The sequence below is a fragment of the Haloferula luteola genome (assembly GCF_014201715.1).
Taxonomy (GTDB): domain Bacteria; phylum Verrucomicrobiota; class Verrucomicrobiia; order Verrucomicrobiales; family Akkermansiaceae; genus Haloferula; species Haloferula luteola.
Genome location: NZ_JACHFD010000001.1, coordinates 318,243 through 337,876, shown reverse-complemented (window position 1 = coordinate 337,876; position 19,634 = coordinate 318,243). Strand labels below are relative to the sequence as shown.

General features: G+C 58.1%; 14 protein-coding genes. 7 read left to right on the top strand and 7 right to left on the bottom strand.

Translation table 11 applies throughout. From position 1 onward, the window contains the following. Window positions 1-28 precede the first annotated feature (28 nt). Both HNR46_RS01440 and HNR46_RS01435 read left to right on the top strand, forming a co-directional pair. Complete coding sequence (locus HNR46_RS01440) at window positions 29-1,954, top strand: heavy metal translocating P-type ATPase (RefSeq protein WP_184015089.1); 1,926 nt, start codon at window positions 29-31, stop codon at window positions 1,952-1,954. Between the two features lie 68 nt (window positions 1,955-2,022). Further along, entirely contained in the window at window positions 2,023-2,904 is an 882-nt protein-coding gene (locus tag HNR46_RS01435; RefSeq protein WP_184015087.1) for an HAD family hydrolase, read from the top strand. 27 nt (window positions 2,905-2,931) lie between these two features. Here HNR46_RS01435 and HNR46_RS01430 read toward each other — a convergent pair whose 3' ends face one another. Further along, window positions 2,932-3,864 carry a choice-of-anchor A family protein gene (locus tag HNR46_RS01430; RefSeq protein WP_184015085.1) on the bottom strand — a complete coding sequence of 311 codons (933 nt, stop codon included), beginning with the start codon at window positions 3,862-3,864 and terminating at the stop codon, window positions 2,932-2,934. A 203-nt stretch (window positions 3,865-4,067) separates the two neighbouring features. Here HNR46_RS01430 and mpl point away from each other — a divergent pair, with 203 nt between their 5' ends. After that, the gene (gene mpl, locus HNR46_RS01425; protein WP_184015084.1) at window positions 4,068-5,456 is read left to right on the top strand and encodes a UDP-N-acetylmuramate:L-alanyl-gamma-D-glutamyl-meso-diaminopimelate ligase; all 1,389 of its coding nucleotides are present in this window, start codon (window positions 4,068-4,070) and stop codon (window positions 5,454-5,456) included. A 7-nt stretch (window positions 5,457-5,463) separates the two neighbouring features. Here the strand turns inward: mpl and HNR46_RS01420 are convergent, their stop codons facing one another. From HNR46_RS01420 to HNR46_RS01405, 4 genes are all read right to left on the bottom strand, one after another. Next, the gene (locus HNR46_RS01420; RefSeq protein ID WP_184015082.1) at window positions 5,464-6,336 is read right to left on the bottom strand and encodes a hypothetical protein; all 873 of its coding nucleotides are present in this window, start codon (window positions 6,334-6,336) and stop codon (window positions 5,464-5,466) included. A 7-nt stretch (window positions 6,337-6,343) separates the two neighbouring features. Then, window positions 6,344-8,281 carry an acetate--CoA ligase gene (acs, locus tag HNR46_RS01415; RefSeq protein ID WP_184015080.1) on the bottom strand — a complete coding sequence of 646 codons (1,938 nt, stop codon included), beginning with the start codon at window positions 8,279-8,281 and terminating at the stop codon, window positions 6,344-6,346. Window positions 8,282-8,380: 99 nt separating this feature from the next. Continuing rightward, window positions 8,381-9,262: a pseudouridine synthase gene (locus HNR46_RS01410; RefSeq protein WP_184015078.1), complete on the bottom strand. Its 882-nt coding sequence runs from the start codon at window positions 9,260-9,262 to the stop codon at window positions 8,381-8,383. 89 nt (window positions 9,263-9,351) lie between these two features. After that, window positions 9,352-9,507 (bottom strand): small basic protein, encoded by a 156-nt coding sequence (locus tag HNR46_RS01405; RefSeq protein ID WP_184015076.1) that lies wholly within the window; start codon window positions 9,505-9,507, stop codon window positions 9,352-9,354. Between the two features lie 193 nt (window positions 9,508-9,700). Here HNR46_RS01405 and HNR46_RS01400 point away from each other — a divergent pair, with 193 nt between their 5' ends. Both HNR46_RS01400 and HNR46_RS01395 read left to right on the top strand, forming a co-directional pair. Further along, window positions 9,701-11,278 carry a hypothetical protein gene (locus HNR46_RS01400; RefSeq protein WP_184015074.1) on the top strand — a complete coding sequence of 526 codons (1,578 nt, stop codon included), beginning with the start codon at window positions 9,701-9,703 and terminating at the stop codon, window positions 11,276-11,278. After that, window positions 11,275-12,990, top strand: a complete 1,716-nt coding sequence (locus HNR46_RS01395; RefSeq protein ID WP_184015072.1) for a hypothetical protein — start codon at window positions 11,275-11,277, stop codon at window positions 12,988-12,990. The genes HNR46_RS01400 and HNR46_RS01395 overlap by 4 nt, the downstream gene beginning before the upstream one ends. A 4-nt stretch (window positions 12,991-12,994) precedes the next feature. On the opposite strand, the gene upp is transcribed toward HNR46_RS01395, so the two are convergent. Further along, on the bottom strand, window positions 12,995-13,612 hold the full coding sequence (gene upp / locus HNR46_RS01390) for a uracil phosphoribosyltransferase (protein WP_184015299.1): 618 nt from the start codon (window positions 13,610-13,612) through the stop codon (window positions 12,995-12,997). Window positions 13,613-13,737: 125 nt separating this feature from the next. On the opposite strand from upp, the gene HNR46_RS01385 reads away from it, so the two are divergent. After that, on the top strand, window positions 13,738-14,766 hold the full coding sequence (locus tag HNR46_RS01385; protein WP_184015071.1) for a hypothetical protein: 1,029 nt from the start codon (window positions 13,738-13,740) through the stop codon (window positions 14,764-14,766). Here HNR46_RS01385 and HNR46_RS01380 read toward each other — a convergent pair. Next, complete coding sequence (locus HNR46_RS01380) at window positions 14,732-15,433, bottom strand: FadR/GntR family transcriptional regulator (protein WP_184015069.1); 702 nt, start codon at window positions 15,431-15,433, stop codon at window positions 14,732-14,734. The two genes, HNR46_RS01385 and HNR46_RS01380, sit on opposite strands and share 35 nt — an antisense overlap. Before the next feature lie 199 nt (window positions 15,434-15,632). Here HNR46_RS01380 and HNR46_RS01375 point away from each other — a divergent pair, with 199 nt between their 5' ends. Beyond that, window positions 15,633-19,625 carry a carbohydrate-binding protein gene (locus HNR46_RS01375; RefSeq protein WP_184015067.1) on the top strand — a complete coding sequence of 1,331 codons (3,993 nt, stop codon included), beginning with the start codon at window positions 15,633-15,635 and terminating at the stop codon, window positions 19,623-19,625. Window positions 19,626-19,634: the final 9 nt, after the last annotated feature.

Below are 19,634 nucleotides of genomic sequence, written 5' to 3'. Positions count from 1 at the left end.
TCATTCGGGGCATAGATGATGTCGACGAATGAGTGCGGCTGAGCAAAGGGGATCGCTCCGGGAAGAGATCTCGTGCGGATTGGGATTGGTGTTTTTGTTGGCAGGCTGGGGCTGGGAGAAATCGGGAGGGCCTCCGGTGGGGGTGAATCTTTGTTTCGCTGCTTCCTATGTTTTTGGCGGTCAGCAAGGAGTTCGATCGGCATGGGCCTCGTTGCGTGCCGGAGATCTGGATGTGGATGTCCTGATGGTGCTGGCGGCACTCGGTGCGGCGGCCATTGGACAACCGTTGGAGGGAGCACTGCTGCTGTTTCTCTTCAGTCTTTCTAACGTGCTGCAAACGCGCGCGATGGATCGCACGACCCGAGCCATCGAAGCGCTGCTGACTTTGCGTCCAAGCGAGGCATGGGTGCGGCGAGACGGAAGGCTGATTCGAGTGCCTATCGAGGATCTTGCGGTGGGAGAGCAAGTTGAGGTCAAACCGGGGGAGCAACTCCCCGTGGATGGCCGGGTCGTCGAAGGGCGGACGAGCATTGATGAGTCTTCCCTGACCGGGGAGTCGCTGCCGGTTGCCAAAGATGCAGGCTCGGAGGTCTTTGCCGGCACGATCAATCAGGCCGGGGGAATTCTGCTAGAAGTCACCAAGCGTGCTGAGGATTCGACTCTGGCTCGGATGGTGAAGTTGGTAGAAGAGGCACAGGAGGAAAAATCCGATGCTCAGCGGTTCCTGGAGACTGCGGAGAAGGGGTATTCGCTGGGAGTGATCCTTCTCACGGTGGGGGTTCTTGGAGTGCCTTGGTGGATCGGACATGAGCCTTTTTCCCAGGCCTTCTATCGGGCCATGACGGTGATGGTGGTGGCTTCTCCTTGCGCCCTGATCATCAGTACTCCCGCGACGGTGCTTTCTGCGATTGGTGGTGCCGCGCGGAAAGGAATTTTGATCAAGGGAGGGTCGCACCTCGATCGAGCGGCCACGATTGACGTGGTGGCGATCGACAAGACCGGCACCCTGACGGTGGGAAAGCCATCGGTGACAGAAGTGGTGAGCCGGTATGGGGTGGAGAAAGCCGGTGAGTTTTCGGTGGAATCGCAGGCCTTGTTGCGAATCTGCGGTGCGCTGGAAAGTCGCTCAGAGCATCCGTTGGCGCAGGCAATCGTTCATGCCTGTGATGGGCAGGCATTGCCCGAAGTCAGAGATTTCCAGTCGATCCCCGGCAAAGGAGCGGAAGCGCAGGTCGGAGAGGGCCGCTATTTGGTCGGGAGTTTGCGGTTTCTCAGGGAACGTCAGGTGGACATCGCACCCCGATTTGAGGAGGCATCGCGCCAGTTGCAAGACGAGGGCAAGACCTGTGTTGGGTTCGCCCAAGTGGAGGGGGACCGGGCAAGCCTGCATTTGGTGGTGGCGATGGCGGATACCGTCCGGGAGGGATCAGCGGCTTTGGTGCGCGAGCTGAAAGCGGTGGGGGTGAAGAAGGTGGTGATGCTCACGGGGGATCAGGTTCGGGTTGCAGAGGCGATTGCCCGTCAGACAGGGGTCGATGAAGTGCGTGCTGAGTTGCTCCCCATTGATAAGTTGGAGGTCATTCGCCAGCTCAAGCGGTCAGGTCGCGTGTTGATGGCAGGAGATGGGGTCAATGACGCGCCGGCATTGGCTGCGGCCGATCTGGGGGTGGCGATGGGGGCTGCGGGCACGGATGTGGCGATGGAGACGGCGGATGTGGTCCTGATGGGAGATCGGGTTGAAAACCTTCCCCGCTTATTGGCCCACGCTCGGCGGGCCCGGAGAGTCCTGTTGCAGAACCTGGTGTTTGCCGGGATTGTGATTCTCACCTTGGTGGCAGCGGCCCTGGGTTTTGCCCTTCCTCTTCCTGCGGGTGTGGTGGGGCACGAAGGAAGCACGGTTTTGGTATGCTTGAATGGCCTTCGTCTGCTGAGAATGAAGACTTCTCCTCACTGAATCTCCACGGACTTGCAGGGCTTTGCACTTGCGATTGGCCAGTGGGCTGCTTGTTTGCCCCCAGCGCCATGGCTGTTCCTCAAAATCGCATCGCACTGGTCTTTGACTACGATCAGACTCTGAGTCCGCGCTACATGCAGGATGATGTTTTGTTTCCGGAATTCGGGATCGATCCCCAACAGTTCTGGAGCAAGTGCAATCAACTCGTGAAAGAGGAGCAGTGGGATGGCGAACTGGCGTATTTGAAGTGCCTCCTCGATTATCTGGAAATGGATCGAGTCACCAATGCCCGGCTCCAGGAGCTGGGAGCCGGCTTGCGTTACTTCCCGGGGGTTCCCGATGTCTTCGATGAGCTTTCAAAGTTGGTGCTTTCCTCCGACCACGAAGCCGCGGGAATCGTGGTCGAGTTTTACATCATTTCGTCGGGGTTGAAGGCGCTACTCGATGGCTCTCCGTTGGCATCGCGTGTGAAGCGGATCTTTGGATGCGAGTTCGGAGAAAACGCTTCGGGTCACATTTCATTTCCCAAGCGGGCAATTTCGCACACGACCAAAACTCAGTTCCTGTTTCGGATCAACAAGGGGATGCTCGACTACTCTCAGGATGTGAATGACCACATGCCTGCAGAATTGCGACCGATCCCGTTCGAAAATATGGTGTATGTCGGCGATGGCCCGACGGACGTCCCGTGTTTCACGGTGATCACCCGCAATGGCGGGCAGGGCATCGCGGTTTACAACCCGGAGGATCCGAGCGGACGCAGTTTTCGGAAGTGCTATCAACTTTGTGCTCACGCCAATCGGGTGAAGCACATTGCTCCCGCCGACTATCGTCAGGGCAGCCACCTGTGGTTGCTCCTCACCGAAATGGTGAGGGAGATCGCCGATCGTATTTTGCGTCAGCGCGCCGAAGAAAAAGAGCGCGGAACCGTTTCCGCGCCCACTTTTTAAACCGTTAGGAGTCGTCGCGCCGTGCGATCAAGCGCGGCGGCGACGAAGGCAGGCAAGCAGCCCGGAAAGGCCAGCCAGTGCAGCGGTGGAAACTTCGGGAACGGTGCTCGCAACGATAGGCAAGTTGCCGATGAAGGGGTCGTTATGGGCCTCGCCGTTGCCGGTCAGATTGCCAGCAATCAGCTGCCCTTCGACATTGCCATTCCCGAAGCTGACATCGGCGAGAGGGGCCAATACGGAACCTTGCACGCTGATGCCGCTGATGGAAAGCGAAGTGGCTTCGTAGAAATTATACAGCACGTGCTGATTGTCGGTCGCCGAGCCATTGCTGCTGGCGAAGCTGATGCCCATGTTGTCGAAATCCATGATGGTGCCACTGATGTTGACGAGCACGGTGGATCCAGCGGGAACGTCAATGGTGATTCCCCAGGCCGAACTCAGCATCGAGCCGGTGACGTCAAACACATTGAGGGAGCTATCGGAGCCGTAAAGCACGATGCCACCGTAGTTGTTGCTGGTTGTTCCGGTGGCGGTGACGCCTGACCAGTAGATGGACGATCCGATCAAGGACGAACTGATGGAGTCGAAGGCCAGCGAGTTGTCCTGGGTGATGGTGCCGTTTGGAACGGAGGGTGTGCCGGAGAGAGTGTCGCCGTAGACCACGTTTCCGTAGTGAACCTCACCGCCATAGTAGCTGAGAGAGCCTCCCACCACCAGCGCATCGCCTGCGGAAGAAGGGTTCGAGCTGAAGGCGGTGCCGATCCCGTAGTTGGTCAGGGTGGCATCGCCGGCGACGGCAACGCGGCCCTCGGAGTCGACGTTGGACTCGGTCATATCGCCGAGGACGTAGATGTTGAAGCCGTCGACCATCGACAGATTTTGGCTGAGACCTGGGAGGGTTTGAGCCAACAAGAAGGCACACGTCGTGGGCACGAGCCCACGGAAGGGGACAGGGGACATAGGTCGGGGGTAAGGGGGTATGAGGTGGGGAAGTTTGCCACGTTTGGGGGTGTGGCAGTGGGGATGGCGGGAGTTAAACGGGATTGAGGGACGCCGTCCACTGATCGATCGCGTAGGGTGGGGGGTAAAAATGCGGGGGTCGATGGCTTGGGGGATTCCGCATTGGCAGGGGAGTCCCTGCCCTCTAGCGTCACGCCTCAAGCATGGCAGGACTCAGCAACAAGCATTTTCATTTTGTCGGAGTGTGTGGCACGGCCATGGGCTCGGTGGCAGTGGCGATGAAGCGCAAAGGCTTCACCGTCACAGGATCGGACGCCAACGTCTATCCTCCGATGTCCGATTTTCTGAGGGCAGAAGGGGTGGAAATTCACGAAGGATATCGTGCCGAAAACATTCCCGCTGATGCGGATGTGATCGTGATCGGCAATGCCATCAGCCGTGGGAACGACGAGGCGGAGGCGACTCTGGAAAGGCGCTTGTTGTACTGCTCTCTGCCGGAGGTGATGAAGGAGTATTTGTTGCGCGGAAAGAGAAACTTCGTGGTCAGCGGCACGCATGGGAAAACCACGACTTCATCCATGCTGGCGTGGTTGTTCCAGTCCGCCGGCAAGGATCCGGGATGGATGATTGGCGGGCTCCCAAGAAATCTCGGGCGGGGTGCGGAGTTCAGTGATTCCGACATCAATGTTCTGGAAGGCGACGAATACGATACGGCCTTTTTCGACAAACGGTCGAAGTTTCTCCACTACCTCCCGGAGATCGCCGTGATCAATAACATCGAGTTTGATCACGCAGATATTTATCAATCTCTCGACGAAATCAAACTGAGCTTCCGGCGGTTATTGCTGGTGGTTCCGCGCAATGGCCACGCGGTGATCAATGGAGACGACCCTCATTGTCTGGATGTGGCGGAAAAGGCTCATTGTCCGGTGGTGCGAGTGGGGCTGGGGGAGTCCTGCGAAGTGCAGATTTCGGAGATCGACTATCAACCCGATCACAGTGCTTTCACCCTTGAGGGCGAACGTTTTCGCGTTGCCATGCCCGGAGAGTTCAACGTGCGCAATGCCGCGATGGCTGCTACAGCGGCGCGATTGGGCGGATTGAGTGCGGAGGAAGTCCGCGTTGGCTTGGAAAGTTTTGAGGGAGTGGCTCGTCGTCAGGAGCTGCGGGGAACGGCAGGCGGGGTGCGAGTGGTCGATGATTTTGCCCATCATCCGACGGCGATCCGACAAGCCATCCGGGCACTCCGGCAGCAGTATCCTGAGGGTCGATTGTGGGTGATTTTCGAGCCCCGTTCCAACACGACGAAGCGCAAGGTTTTCCAGAACGAACTGGCGGAGTGTTTCGCGGAGGCCGATGTGGCAATCATTGCGGCCTTACCGGACCCGGAGAAGGTGCCGGAGGCGGATCGCCTTGACCCAGTGCAGGTGGCCGCAAGCGTTCCCGGGGGTGGGGGACGCTATGTTCCAACCGTGGAGGAAATCGTCCACACGGTCGCCGCAGAGGCAGCTAGCGGCGATACGGTCGCGGTTTTGAGCAACGGCGGTTTCGGAGGCATTCACCGCCGATTGCTGGAATCGCTGGGTCAGTAAGACGCCTTCAGGAGGCTTCCGCCAGGCGGTGATTCAGGAGAATGGATCGCCGCAGGGCGGCCATCACTCCGATCAATGCCGAATACGTTTTGCTTGCTCGGCGGCAGGGTTCGTTGGTTCGGGCATTGAGGCTGATGTGACGACCGATCTCGCCGAAGAGTTGGTGCATCTCCGTTTCAATGATGCCGAGCTCCGCCTTGCTGCGCGAGATCTCTCGATTCATGTCGCTGATGGTTTGAAAGGCCCCGGCGCTGTCGTCGCGATGGACTTTTCGTTCAGCATTCAACTTATCGTCGATGATTTGGATTTCAGCGCTGAGGCGTTCGACCTCACCCGCGGTCTGATCGCGCTCGATCTTAATGGCATCGAATTGCTCTCGGAGTTCGGTGAGGCGGGTACGCGAAACGCGGATGCTCTCCTGATCCCCTGAATCCTCCTGTTTGAGAACTTCGAGTTTGGCTTTGACCCCATCGTACACTCTGCGGACTTCTCGCGCCTTGACGACGATGCTATCGCGCTTGCGGGCGAGAGCTTCCAACTCGGCGACCCGCTGAGAGCGTTCCTCGACGAGAGATTCTGTCTTGGCTGAAACCTCATTGAGCATGGACGAGCGTTCGTCATGCGCTCCGCGCAGTTTGTCCTCGGAGGATTCGAGCGCGACTCTGAGTTCCTCGCGCCGTTTTTGGAGACGGCGGAGGTTCCAGTATTCGATGCCGAGTTCTTCGACGCCCTCGACCTGCTGCCAGATGTGGAATCCGAGGAACTGCTCGGCCTCGCGCAGCAGGTGAGCCTCAGTGGCAGCATCGGCCATCCGCTTCTGGCGGCGGGCGATACCAAAAGAAAGGGCGAGACGGGCGAGGAAGTAGCGACCGGGAGTCATGAGGGTTTCAACGCTTGGCGAGACGTTGTTGGAGGGACTCAATGACCGAGAAGTCCTCCAGCGTCGTCAGGTTGCCTGATACGCTGCCGGTGGTGACCAGTTCTTTCAAGAGTCGGCGAATGATTTTTCCAGAGCGGGTCTTGGGCAGGGCGGGGGCAAAGTGGAGGTCGTCGGGCTTGGCGATGGCTCCGATGACTTTTCCGACGTGGTCTCGAAGTTCCTTTTGCAACGTAGGAGTTTCGTCAAAGCCGGCCTTGAGGGTGACGAAGGCGACGACGGCCTGGCCTTTGAGGTCATCGGGTCGGCCGACCACGGCGGCTTCGGCAACGGCTTTGTGGCCAACCAGAGCGCTTTCGACTTCAGCCGTGCCGAGACGGTGGCCCGAAACGTTGAGGACATCGTCCAACCGCCCGACAATCCAGAAATTGCCTCGTTTGTCACGGCGAGCACTATCGCCTGCGGTGTAGAGTCCTTCGTAGTCGGACCAGTAGGTTTTTTTGAAGCGGGCTTTGTCGCCGTAGATGGTTCGGGTCATTGACGGCCAGGGCTTGCGAATGACGAGTCGGCCTTGCTCGTTGGCTTTGCACTCCTTGCCGGAATCGTCGAGGATGGCGGCATCGACCCCAAAGAAGGGCAAGGTTGCGGTGCCGGGTTCCAGTGGGGTTGCGCCCGGTAGGGGGCTGATCATGATCGCCCCCGTTTCGGTCTGCCACCAGGTATCGACGATCGGACAGCGGCCGCCGCCGATTTTCTGGTGATACCAGCGCCAAGCTTCCGGATTGATCGGCTCGCCGACGGAGCCCAAAAGGCGGAGGGAGGAGAGGTCGTGGTTCTCGACGAATGCATCGCCCGCCTTGATAAATGCGCGGATTGCGGTGGGTGCCGTGTAGAAAATGGTGACCCCATGATCTTCGATCATTTTCCAGAATCGTCCAAAGTCGGGGAAGTTGGGAGCGCCTTCATAGATGACCTGAGTCACTCCCATGGCGAGCGGGCCGTAGACAATGTAGGAATGTCCGGTAATCCAACCCACGTCGGCAGTGCACCAATAAATATCATCATCGCGCATGTCGAAGATGTATTTGCAGGTGGTGTAGGTGCCGGTGAGATATCCTCCAGTGGTGTGGAGGATGCCTTTGGGTTTGCCCGTCGAGCCGGAGGTGTAGAGGATGAACAGCGGATGTTCGCTATCGAAGGCTTTGGCCTGATGGCGGCTCGAAGCCGTCGCGGTGAGTTCATGCCACCAATGGTCGCGGTCCTTTTGCATGGCGACCTGTTGGCCGGTGCGTTGATAGACGATGACGCTCTTGATCTCGCGATTGCCCTTGATGGCCTCATCGACGTTGTCCTTGAGTGGGACGACTTTTCCGCGTCGCCAACCACCGTCAGCCGTGATGATATGGACGGCTCCGCTATCGGAAAGGCGATCGGCGATCGACTCGGCGGAGAATCCGCCAAACACCACTGAGTGAACGGCTCCAAGGCGGGCGCAAGCCAACATGGCGATCGCGGCTTCCGGGATCATCGGCATGTAGATGAGCACGCGATCCTTGGATTTGACGCCCTGACCGATGAGCACATTGGCGAACTGGCAAACTTCCTTGTGAAGTTGGGCGTAGGTTAGAGTTCGGCGGTCGCCCGGTTCGCCTTCGAAAATGATGGCAGCTTTATTTTTCCTGGGACCCGTCGCATGTCGATCCAAGCACGACTCAGTGATGTTGAGCTTTCCACCGACGAACCATTTGGCATCGGGAGCCTTCCACTCGAGCACCTTTTTCCAGGGTTCCCGCCAAGTCAGTTCTTGGGCTTGTTCGGCCCAAAATTTTTCAGGCTGAGCGATCGATTCCTGCCACATCCGTTTGTATTCGGCGAGGCTGGAAATGCGGGCTTGCTTGGAGAACTCCTTGGAGGGTTTGTAGATGTCCGGACTGGGTTTCTGGCTCATGAATCGTGGGTTTCTAAGGAATGACCTTAGAAAGCCTATCGATGGGGCCAATCAAAAGTTGGAGATTCGATCCGACTTTTTTGAGGTATCTCCCGGAGATTACTGGGGACGCCGTCGACCGGTTTTTTTGCCGGCGGGGGATTTTTTGGCGGCAGGACGGCCTTTTCCAAAACTGGCGAGCTTCTTGCCGGGAGGGCGCTTCGACGAAGAGGGCTTGCGGCGATCAGCGGGGACTTCACGCTTCGCCTTTGGGCGAGCTTTGACTCGAGGATTCACCGAAAGTGCGGCGATCTCCTCGGCTTCGAGGGGCACCCAGGCTCCGGGTGGCATGTCATTGAGATGGAATGAACCAATGCGCACCCGAACCAGTCGCTGCACCGTGTAGCCCATGGCTTCCAGCATGACGCGGATCTGGCGCTTGTATCCGGTGGTGAGAACGATGCGGAGTCGTCGTGGCGACAGGCGCTCGATCTCCTTGGCGCGCAATTTGACTTTGCCCTCTTCGACAAAGATACCCCGGAGAAATTGGTCGAGGTGTTCGTCGGCGAGGTGCTGGTTCGCGGTGACAAGGTATTCCTTCTCCACATCCTTGGAGGGGTGAAGAAGTGTCTGGGCGAGCTGGCCGTCGTTGGTGAGAATCAGCAAGCCCTCGGAGTCGCGGTCGAGGCGGCCAACGTGATTGAGGTGGGATAGCTGAACGGGGAGTGCTTCGAAGATCGTGCTGCGACCCAGTTCGTCATCTTTGGAACACACCAGTCCTCGCGGTTTGTTGAAGGCGATGGTGGTGGTTCGTTTCGGCTGTACCCGTTTCCCGTCGACTTTGACGAAGTCGGTGAGGGTGACTCTCTCGGCGGGATTGAGGCAGACTTTGCCGTTGATTTCGACGTGTCCTTGCTGGACCTGCGCGTCACAGGCGCGGCGTGATCCCACCCCGCAGGAGGCGAGGAATTTGTTCAAGCGGATGCCGTCGGAATCGTTCATAGAGAGGGGCTTGGAAAGTCCGGATACACAAAAGGCGCGGCCCCGGTGAGGACCGCGCGCTTTCGATGAAAATCGGAAAACGGATGGCTTCAGCCCTCGCCCTTGGTCTTCGGAAGACCGATCGGGCTGCGGCCTTCTTGCCACTGGCCACGGGACTTGAGAACCTTGATGCGCTCGAAACGCTTCATCACAGAGCGCTTACCTTCGGCGCCGCCCTTGAGCTTGAGACTGTTGTGCTTGGACATGAGAATAATCGCGGTTTGCCTGACGCGGGGCGCGGAAACTAGGGGGCTCTGCCGAGCTTGGCAAGGCGAAAGAATCGGGAGATTTCAGGGAAGTCCTTTGGAGATCTTGATCAAGATTCGAATCCCATTGACAGTGGGGGGGAAGATCGCAGCAGGATACGCAAGATCCCGCAATTTTGGGATCCCATTGGCGATGAAGACCCGTGTATGGATGATTTTTGGCCTCGTTGGCTCTCTGGCAATGGGTGCCGGATGGGGCGTCCGGAGACTGACTTTAGGGAACGAACGCTCGTCATGGGCCTCGGTCGATGGACGTGAGGAAGGAGAGGGGACGGGGCTGATTTCAGAAGTTGGGAACCCTGCTGAAGGAGAGAATCGGGCCCGCCCATCGATGCGGCAGCTGGGAGTGCCGCGATCTTCCGACGATTTGGAAAGCATCCTCCGCGTGGATCCCGGCGAGGAGTTTGAGCGCTTTGCCTTGTGGATCGCAGGGGCCGACGCCGAGGAAATCGCGAGCTATTGGGAGGCCTATCGGAATCGGGAAAACCGCAACAACGAGGTCAGTGATCTCATCTTCATTCGTTGGACGGCCGAGGATACCGATGGGGCGATTGCAGCGGCCGAGGGAACCTCCGACGAGCACTACGCCTGGTGGGCATGGGCGTGTCACGATCCGGATGCTGCACTTCGAGAGGCCCTCGCCAATCATCCTGACCGGATCAACAATGTGGCTTGGGGCATCGGGGAGTTTCACGCGAAGTGGCTGATGGAGCATTTCGACAAAATCCCTGAAGAGAATCGGGAGATGGCCATCCGTGGCTTGGTGAAATGGGACGATGCTGCCGATCCTGAATCGATTTTGGATTTTCTCGCCGATCAAGGAAGGCCGGCAGACGTGAGGATGTTTAAGAGCCTCGTCAGAAAAGATCCTTGGGCGGCGTTCGACTGGATTTTGTCGAAATCTGGAAATGAGATGAACTACAGCGGCGCCACGATCGAAACGTTCATCCATACGGTGAGCCTCTCTCATCCCGATCTTCTTGAGCGAATGGGGGAGCAGATGCCGGCAGGCCGGTATCGTCGGGCTTTCGATGAAGTCGTATTCAAGCAGCTGATGGAATCGGATCCTGACGCTGCCCTGGAGAAAGCGCTGGCCACCGAAGCGCCCAAGATTGCGATCGAGAGATTATGCCAGACAGGGGAGCAATGGATTCAAAAGGATCCCGAGAAGGCATTCGAAGCGGCGGTGAAACTTTTCGCGCAGCCCTTCCGGGCTATAGAAAGGTCGAATGAAGTGATCACTGGCAATCACTCGGGGTATTCAGGAGGGAATGGAGCAGTCCAGAACTACCTATCTCTCTTGGTGGCCACCGACGCCGGCCGGACGATGGATTTGGCGAAGGATGCCGCGGCGAGGGCAACGAACGCCACCGATCAGAAGTCTCCATTTGGGCAGGGAAGTACGGTGAGCCTCGTTGCCAGGCAGTGGGCAGAACAAGATCTCTATGGGTTCTCAGAGTGGGTTGCCGGGGAGGAGCCCTCACACGCCCGAACTCAGGCGACCGTTGTCTTGGTCGAGGAGTTAAGGGAGGAAGGGATGCAGGAAGAAAGAATGGAGTGGATTCTCCGCGAACCTCAGCTGAAGACTCAGATTCAGTGGAGTTTTCGGGAGTGGTTTTCGGAATCCCCTGAGAGAGCTCGAGAATGGGCTGAGTCGGCAGACCTGAATCCGGAGGAAGTGAAAGCGATCCAATCGATTTTGAATCCATGAGCGAGCCAACTCAGATTTCACCGTGGGTTTGGGGAGGTTTGGGGGTGACGGTGGTCGCCTTGTTCTCCCTTGGCTGGAGCATGGCTGCGCCATCGCAGAGCCCGTTTGACGAGCCCAAAACGGAGGCATCAGCATCGGCAAACCCAAGCCGTCCGGCCCGCATTTCGAATCGAGAGAGTACCCCATCTCCTGCGCGCATTCAGGTTGCTGCGATTCGTGCGTTGCCTACCCAATCCGAGCAATTGCGGGCGACCTATGCTCTCGTCGAGTCTCTCAGTTTGGAAGAATTGGCGAAGTGGTTAGAGGGCCGATGGTTCGAGCATGTCGACGACTACAATCTGTCATTTTTCAACAAACTCGCCGAGAAGCGATGGCAGAGGGAGGATCCAGAGGGGTTTCAACTGTGGAAGATTCGGCAGGGAGGGGGGAGTGCTTGGGATGTTTTCTCGGAATGGGCTCAATCGGACCCAGCTCGCCTGATCGACTACTTTCGTGAACATCCCGACCCGACGATGGAGCTGCAGCATCTTGAATCGTTGGCGAAGCGTGATCCTGCCATGGTGGCTCTCCGCATCCAAGAAATGTTCAGCGAGGGTAGTTCGCTGTGGGGCTCGAACGGAACCCAAGAATATCGGCTCGAGGCAGCGCTGCGGGCGATCATTGCTGCCGACCCCACTTTGGCGGAAGGGTTGATGTCAAAACTCCCTGCGAAATTTGCGAGAAAGCTCGAAGATCAGCTAACAGCGCGGAAACTCCAGGAGTCTTTTCACGAAGGGCTTCAGGATCTGATCGGGCGCGAAGATGGTTGGAAGGTTTTCACACGGTTGGATTTCGAAGGAAAGGGCGATCGACTTCTGGAAGAAATCGATCAACTTCCTCCGAACTGGATCCAAGGAATCGCCGAGAATCCCTATTCGGTGGTCAACGCGAAAAATGCAGGAGCCTGGTTTCAAATGGATCTGGAGGGGCTGGGGGTCAGTCATCAAAGTGCCAACCGACTAAGGGCAAGGGCGTTGAATTACCTGGGCCGCGAGAACATCGAAGAGGGCATTCGAATGCTGCGGGAGTCGGACTTTTCTCTAAACGAAAGGCGCAATGTGTTGGCGAACTGGGCGCATCTGATTCCGGCGGATCAGCAGTCGACGCTTCTGAGTGGATTTTCCGAGGAAGAAATGGCTCTGGTGAAAAATCGGACGGACTTGGTGGAAATGTCGGAGGAACAAAGGGATTTCAAACCCAATGGTCCTGACGAGTGGTTCGCAGCGGCGGCAGAAGGGAAGATCGGATATTCGATGTTCGAGACTCTTCGATCTTGGGATTCTGAAAAGCAAACGGCCTTTCTTGAGGGCTACCGACATCTTCCCGAGGAGCAGAGGAGTAAGGTTGCCAAGGGTTTGATGGAAAACGGGCATCGACTTGGACCCAATCTGACTGGGGAGGTGATTCGCGATCAATTGTCGTTGGCGGACGAAGAGAATCAGAACATCCCCATTCAGGCAGCAAAGCTTGCAGTGCAGTGGGTGAACGATGATCCGGTAGCGGCAAGTCAATGGGTCAACTCCTTGCCGCCAGGCCAGGGGCGAAGCTGGGCGCAGCAGAACTTGGTCCGCAATTGGATGTTGAACGATCCGGAGGCTTCCGAGCAATGGCTTCAAGCTTTGCCAGCTGCCGAGCAGAGAGAGGTCAGAACCTTTCTTGAGGAGCATCCTTGAAGGATCAGGTTCCGAAGAGGCGATCTCCAGCGTCTCCCAAGCCGGGGAGGATGTAGCCTTTTTCATTGAGGCAGCGGTCGAGTGCTGCGGCGAATACCGGCACATGGGGCAATGCCGCCTCCATGGCCTCCACTCCTTCGGGGGAGGCGACCAAGACTGCCAGGGAGACGTGGTGAGCACCTGCGTCTTGCAGGGTACGGATGGCCTCGATGGCCGATCCCCCTGTAGCGAGCATGGGATCGAGGACGATGACTTCGGAGTTCTCCAATCCAGCGGGAGCCTTGAAATAATAGGGCTCCGGAACCAAGGTGCTTTCGTTGCGAGCAAGGCCGATATGGGCAACTCGAGCGTCGGGCAGAAGGTCGAGGAAGCCATCGAGAAAACCGATCCCTGCGCGGAGAATGGGGGCGAGAACGATGGGTCTTTGCAGAGAAACGCCACTGGTCAGTTCCAGCGGAGTTTCACATGGCACCACCTGGGTCGGCAGACGGGCGGTGACGGAGGCCACCATGAGAGACGCAATCCGGCGAACCCGCTGGCGGAACTCGGGTCCCGGGCACGAACGTTCGCGCAGACGGGTGAGCTCGGAGTGAATCAGCGGATGTTCAGAAACATGGAGCATGCGCCTTTCATAGCGATCCGTGGGCCAAGCGGAAGCATCAATCCCTGCCGGAGCCTGAGACGATTTCGCCGTATGGACAGATTCGTACTTCACCCGGCGTAGGATTCTCCCGAAGTTCCACCATCATGTCGCATTCGATCGAATTGAAAGCTCCCGTTGAGCTGGGTTTTGTTTGTACCCAGGAGAAGTTTGTCGGCTCCTTGGTCCCTGAGGAGGACGGCCGATTGCCGCGCTCAGAGGGTGGAAAGCTGCGAGTGGTGGAAGCAACGGAGGCCGTGTTGGCAAAATCTCCGGTTCAGGTAACGGGAGTACAGATTCCTGTGTTTTCAGGGACCTTGGAAAGCGAATGGGATCAGATGATTTCTGAGCTCCAGGGTTTGGGGCTGGCGGTCCATTTGGTGATCATGATGGGCGGGGTGGATCCGATGGATCCCGCCGATGAAGAAGCAGCACTTGGTCAGTTGCGGGTCCCATTGGAGGCGGCCAAGCGCAATGGAGTGACTCATGTCTCCGCCACCTCGGTCGAGTTGTGGATGCAGCAGGGTGCTGAGCGGAAAGAAGGTGTGGCTTTCGAAGAAGCAGTCGCGCAGTTGGTGAAATTGCATCTTCGCGTCTATCGGGAAGCGGGATTGGAGGGATCCTGCATCGAAGCTTTTGACGTCGAGTTTCTCCGTCCCGGGGAATTCACCACTTTCACGGATGTCGGACGGCTATGGGTCTTCGTCAAAGCCGCCAATGAGGCCTTGGGGCGTCGGTTCTTCCGTTGTCTGGTCGACGCGGCCCACTGTGGGGATTCGGCGCTGGAGATCCCTGAGAATGAGGCGTTGATCCGAGAAATTGCCGCCGGCGGTGGTCTCGGGGTGATGCACGCCTCCTCAAAGACCACCCGTGGCTGCTTGGCGACCGACGATGGTTGGTCCGCCGCTTTGCTAGCCGCCGCTGCGCAGACGGGGGAGCTTCGTCAGGTGTTCGTGGAGGTCTTCCATCACGAAGATGCCGCACTGGAAGCGCTGCGGAAACTTGATCCCGGGCATGGTGTCGATACCCGAGATGGGCGCGATTATGCGCAGGTGGTCGCCGATGGCCTCGGCTCAGTGACTCGAATCCTCAATGGGTTTGTCAACCGGGGGTGGATGCCTTCGGCTCGGTCGTAAGGTCGACAAAGTGGCGTCGTGACGAGAGCAGGTGGCGGCGCATGGCGTCTGCCGCCTGATCGGGCCGTCCGGTTTCGATGGCGGCGAGGATGCCTCGGTGCTGCTCGATGACTTCCCCATACCAGTCGCTCTCTGCGCGATTGGTTTGGGCGAAGTCGATGCAGGTCTTTTCGAGAGCTCCGAGCATCGCCGCGTAGAGTTTGTTTCGCGATGCATCGGCGATGGCCACGTGGAAGGCGATATCGGCGCGGCTGAAGAGCGCTTGGTTTCCGCGGGCTTGCTCCATGCGGTCGATGGCCTGACGCATCCGTTGAAGATGCCGTTCGCCGGCGTGGGGCGCGGCCAGGCGGGCGCATTCGCTTTCGATGAGAATCCGAAAGTCGATCAGTTCGAGGAAGTCTGGGGTATCCGCGAGGACTGAATAGGCTTCGAAGGCCGTTCCTAGATTCTCGAGTGAAGGATCGGCAATGAAGGTGCCCGATCCCTTGCGGGAGATCAGCAATCCGCGACCTCGGAGCTGCTGAATGGCTTCGCGAATCACGGTTCGGCTCGCAGCGAATCGCTCGCTGAGCTTTTCTTCCGAAGGCAGGCGAGAACCCGAAGGCAGGCTTCCGGAAAGAATTTCGACTTCAAGGGTGCTGGCAATCTGGGCACTCAGACGGGGCATTGGGAAGAGTGTGGTGCCTTCCGGACCAGAGGGAAATGCCCAATATACGCAATGTTGGGGAACTCTTGGGCGCGCGCGAGGTCCCTCCGTTCGTGGGGTTGTCGATTTTCACGATTTTTGCTCGGTTGATTTCTTGAGCGGCTGCCGGTCTTGGGCCGGTGGTGAACACTCGATTTCGGGAGCTTTGCCCCAACCCCACATGTCGTCATCCTTCGCCTTTTTCGCGTTCCGTTCTTTCAATCGAAGCTACCGGTGGGCCTTGTTGCTCGCGGTTCCCACCGCATCGGCGCAGTCGTTGCCGGAAACCCTCCCGGAGTTGAAGTGGCACCTCACTGCACGGCCCTGGACACCGGTGGATCAGCCTGCAGATGATTTGCTGGATAAGGTCGAAGACATCGTACGTGCCATGGCCGTCTATCAGGATTCCGGAACAGGGGCGATCATCGATCCTTACAAGGCACAAGAGTGGCAGTATTCGACGCCTTATTTTGCGTTTGCGGCGGCAACCGTCCTTTCGGAAGGGCGGGCGCCCGAGTTGATCACCCAAGGGGCCTTGGCCATGGACCGGGCGACCCAAGAGGTGGCGAGCAATACCGTACCTCAAAGCCACGGGGAGTTTGTGAGCGCGCCGATCATGAAGGGTTTGGTTCTTTTCCGGTCGATGCAGCAGGCGGGTAAGTTTCCCGCCGAACTTACCGCGGCTCGCATCGCCACCTGGGAAAACCGCATGTCGACTCCTCGGACCTCATTCATGCGTGAAGCGTATGACATCAATTGGCTCACCTACGCTTCCAAGGGGGAGTGGCTGCGCCACAAGGATGGCCGGATCACCCAAGGGGTCGATTGGATCGAAGCGAAGTGGAACGAGAAGCAGCGCAGTCGATTTCGTCGAGATCGCGACGAGTATGAAGCCAGCCCTTATTTCGATATCTACCACGACGACACCTGTGATCCGGAGACGTTCGCCTACAGTGGTGCCGCGGCAGGAAACTATCTCGATCTCCTAGAAAATGGCTACACGGGGGCCTCGGCGGATGACATGAGAGAGGTCATCGAGCGGAGCGTTACCTCTGATCTGCTGTTCATGGGGGCCTCGGGAGAGGCCCCGGCAGGTGGGCGATCGGGAGCCCACACGTGGAATGACGTGGTGTATGGCAATGCCTTCGAGATGATGGCTGAGGTTGCCTGGCGGAAAGGAGACCTGAGGAGTGCCGGTCAGTTCCGTCGAGCCGCCGCGCTGGCCTTCGGGAGTGCCTGGAGATTTCAGTCCGAAGACGGCTGGTTTTCGGTGACGAAAAATCATTTTCATCCAAGCCTGGGGGTGAACTACGCCGGTTATAGTGCTCTCACCAACTACAATGGCTACATGGAGATTCACACATCCGAAGCCTTTGCCTCCCGGAAAAGTGAGATCCCCGAGCAGCCGGTTCCAGCCGAGATCGGTGGGTATTGTGTGCAACTCGATCCAGAGTATGATAATGTTTTCATCAATGCTGGTGGGATGCAGGTGCAAATCTGCACCCGCGGAACGGTGACGGATGAGTGGGTGACCCGGTGGCATAAGTTGGGAATTCCGCGATTCAGTCGTGTGGGGTGGGATTCGCGATTGGGACCCTCGGATGGGTTTGCAACCTGGGATCTGTCACAGGGGATTTCGTTTGCTCCGACCTTCCTGGAGGACGGAGTGTGGAAAAATCTCTGCACGATGCCGGACCGGTTTGAGGGGAATTTCACGCCTGAATTGGTGAGTCCACTGTTGATTCGTGGTGTGCTCAGATTTCAACCGGTTTCCGGTCAGAGTGGGCCGAGCTTTGAAATGAAGCTTACTTTGACGCCGAGTGGTGCCTTGGTGGAAACGACTCGTACTTCGGGCACGCAGGAGTTCGGAGTCAGTTGTCCGGTGCTGGAATACGACGGCCGCACTCGGCTCGTGACCTCAGTAGGGGATGGGGTTGCCTCAACCTCGTTTCCCTATCAAAATGGTAGTTTTCAAAGTTATCAGGCCGAGTCGGCGGTGCTTTCCGGTGGCGTTCTCAGCGAATCCGACCATGCCGGATTCAAGGGGACTGGCTATGCCAACCTTCCTGCGACTGGGGGAGAGGTCCGGTGGGAAAACGTGGAGGGTGGGGCCGGTGGCCCGACGGTGATCGGCTTTCGCTACGCATTGGGCAATGCCGCTCGCACGGTGAATTTGACTGTCAACGGAGTGACCCAGACGCTGACTTTTGACAGCACGAGTTCGTTCGCGGATTGGCATTCGGTAGAGCTTCCCGTCACGTTGTTGGCGGGAGCGACGAATGAGATCCGCGTGGCATCGATCGGGCAAGACGGAGCGAATCTCGATGAGCTGCGCGTGATCCCCGCTTCCGCCAATCCATTGGAAATGGATGAGCAGAATTTCATCGCCTTCGGAGAAGACCATCAGCTCGATGCCAGTGCCGCGGTCATTCGGAGTGGTTATGGGGACTTGCGTCCGGTTCGGATGAGTCGCTCTGGGGAGGGTCCCATTCTCACCTATATCTACCCGCGAAGTGCCGGTGAACCCACCGCTGCAGCGGTGCGAGATAGTTATGTGGTGGAGGAGGACGGCTTTGCGACGGTGCTTGGTCGCGTCACGGGGAACCAGTTTTTCAATGGCACCATGGCCGGTGGAGAGGGAGAGGCGATCGACCTCGATGACGATGGGGTCGAGGATGTTCATTTCAGCGCCCCGTGCCATTTCGTGCTTCGGCGTGAAGGCGCGCAGGTGGTGACCGTAGAAGTGGATCAATTCGTCACGATGACGCATGGAGGGAAAGAGGTTCGCCTGGCTCCGTACACTCCGGTGAACTGGCTTGAGACAGCCAGTCTTTGGCAGCATCTGGAAGTTCCCGCCGTGGAGAATCGGTTCGAAGTTCAGGTCGACTTCACTCCGGAAACGACGGCTGTCGATCTTCCGGTCGGGTGGGCGGCTGACGGAGTGACGGACGAAGGGGCCCTTGTCGCAGGGGTGAAGTGGGCGGAACACGGTAAGATCGTGCCTTTGGCGGGAAGTTCGAGAGTGGATCTTTCCTACGAGGCGGGAGTGGTTTACAGGCTTCGTGCTTTATTCGACCTTCAGGCCCACCGCTATTCCCTCTGGGTAAAGCCGGAGGGCGAACCGGAACGGCGTCTCATCGTGCAAGCGGAGCTGCCCGCCTCGGTGACGTCGGTCGATGATCTGGATACCTTGGCTTGGCTGGGGAGTGCCTCCTTAGCCTCGCATGTAGAGGTGACGAACTACCCCGTGATCATCGAGCCCGGCGTGATGGATATCAAAGTGAACTTCCAGGATGCGGCTTCGGCAGGATACCCAGGTTATGAGGTTGATTCCGGGGCAGCTTACGGGGTTCGCGGAAGTGGACGGAGCTACGGTTGGATCGAGGGGGCGAATCTTCTCTATCGCAATCGCAATCTCTCCCAGTCACCCGATGAGCGCTACGACACGCTCAATCAGATGCAGTACAATTCCCCTGCGACGGAGACGCATACCTGGGAGATCGGGGTCCCCAATGGGGTTTATCAGGTGCATCTGGTTTGCGGAGACCCAGGCTACACGGACAGTTCCTATCATGTGTTGGCGGAGGGCGAGACCTTGGTGCGGGGAGTACCTTCGAGCTCTCGGTATTTCGTCGAAAACACAGAGTTGGTGACGGTCGAGGATGGTCGAATGACCCTCACGAACGGAGCGGGAGCGATTCGCAACAAGATTTGTTTCATCGAGTTAGGGTTGGTGGCAGGGATCACCGATACCTTTCCCTACAGGGACTACGCGAGTTGGGCCCAAGATCACTTTGAGAATGCGACAAACGAGGCTGGGGCGCTACCGGACGCAGATCCGAACCACGATGGCCTGAGTAATCTGATGGCGTATGCTTCCAGCCAAGACCCTATAGGCGAGGACGCGGAACCGGTCACCCAGTTTGCCTGGGAAGAGCCCGCGTCGGCAGAGTTTCGTTTCCTCCACTCGGCGCAAGCTCTTGATGTTTCTTATCAAGTTTGGAGGACACGGGATTTGAAAACCTGGAAGCTGTTGTGGAGTTCCGATGAGGATGCGGACTTTACCTCATCCTTGGTGGCTCGCGACCCATCCGACGCCAACGACTGGGTGACCTTGACGGTCCCGGACGATGACGGCGCGGCTTTCTTTCGCCTTGCGGTTGAGTTGCCTTGATCGGTCTCG

Excerpts from the sequence above, each read along its gene's own strand:
- HNR46_RS01440 (WP_184015089.1), top strand. The coding sequence starts at position 29 with ATGAGTGCGGCTGAGCAAAGGGGATCGCTCCGGGAAGAGATCTCGTGC.
- HNR46_RS01435 (WP_184015087.1), top strand. The coding sequence starts at position 2,023 with ATGGCTGTTCCTCAAAATCGCATCGCACTGGTCTTTGACTACGATCAG.
- HNR46_RS01430 (WP_184015085.1), bottom strand. The coding sequence starts at position 3,864 with ATGTCCCCTGTCCCCTTCCGTGGGCTCGTGCCCACGACGTGTGCCTTC.
- mpl (WP_184015084.1), top strand. The coding sequence starts at position 4,068 with ATGGCAGGACTCAGCAACAAGCATTTTCATTTTGTCGGAGTGTGTGGC.
- HNR46_RS01420 (WP_184015082.1), bottom strand. The coding sequence starts at position 6,336 with ATGACTCCCGGTCGCTACTTCCTCGCCCGTCTCGCCCTTTCTTTTGGT.
- acs (WP_184015080.1), bottom strand. The coding sequence starts at position 8,281 with ATGAGCCAGAAACCCAGTCCGGACATCTACAAACCCTCCAAGGAGTTC.
- HNR46_RS01410 (WP_184015078.1), bottom strand. The coding sequence starts at position 9,262 with ATGAACGATTCCGACGGCATCCGCTTGAACAAATTCCTCGCCTCCTGC.
- HNR46_RS01405 (WP_184015076.1), bottom strand. The coding sequence starts at position 9,507 with ATGTCCAAGCACAACAGTCTCAAGCTCAAGGGCGGCGCCGAAGGTAAG.
- HNR46_RS01400 (WP_184015074.1), top strand. The coding sequence starts at position 9,701 with ATGAAGACCCGTGTATGGATGATTTTTGGCCTCGTTGGCTCTCTGGCA.
- HNR46_RS01395 (WP_184015072.1), top strand. The coding sequence starts at position 11,275 with ATGAGCGAGCCAACTCAGATTTCACCGTGGGTTTGGGGAGGTTTGGGG.
- upp (WP_184015299.1), bottom strand. The coding sequence starts at position 13,612 with ATGCTCCATGTTTCTGAACATCCGCTGATTCACTCCGAGCTCACCCGT.
- HNR46_RS01385 (WP_184015071.1), top strand. The coding sequence starts at position 13,738 with ATGTCGCATTCGATCGAATTGAAAGCTCCCGTTGAGCTGGGTTTTGTT.
- HNR46_RS01380 (WP_184015069.1), bottom strand. The coding sequence starts at position 15,433 with ATGCCCCGTCTGAGTGCCCAGATTGCCAGCACCCTTGAAGTCGAAATT.
- HNR46_RS01375 (WP_184015067.1), top strand. The coding sequence starts at position 15,633 with ATGTCGTCATCCTTCGCCTTTTTCGCGTTCCGTTCTTTCAATCGAAGC.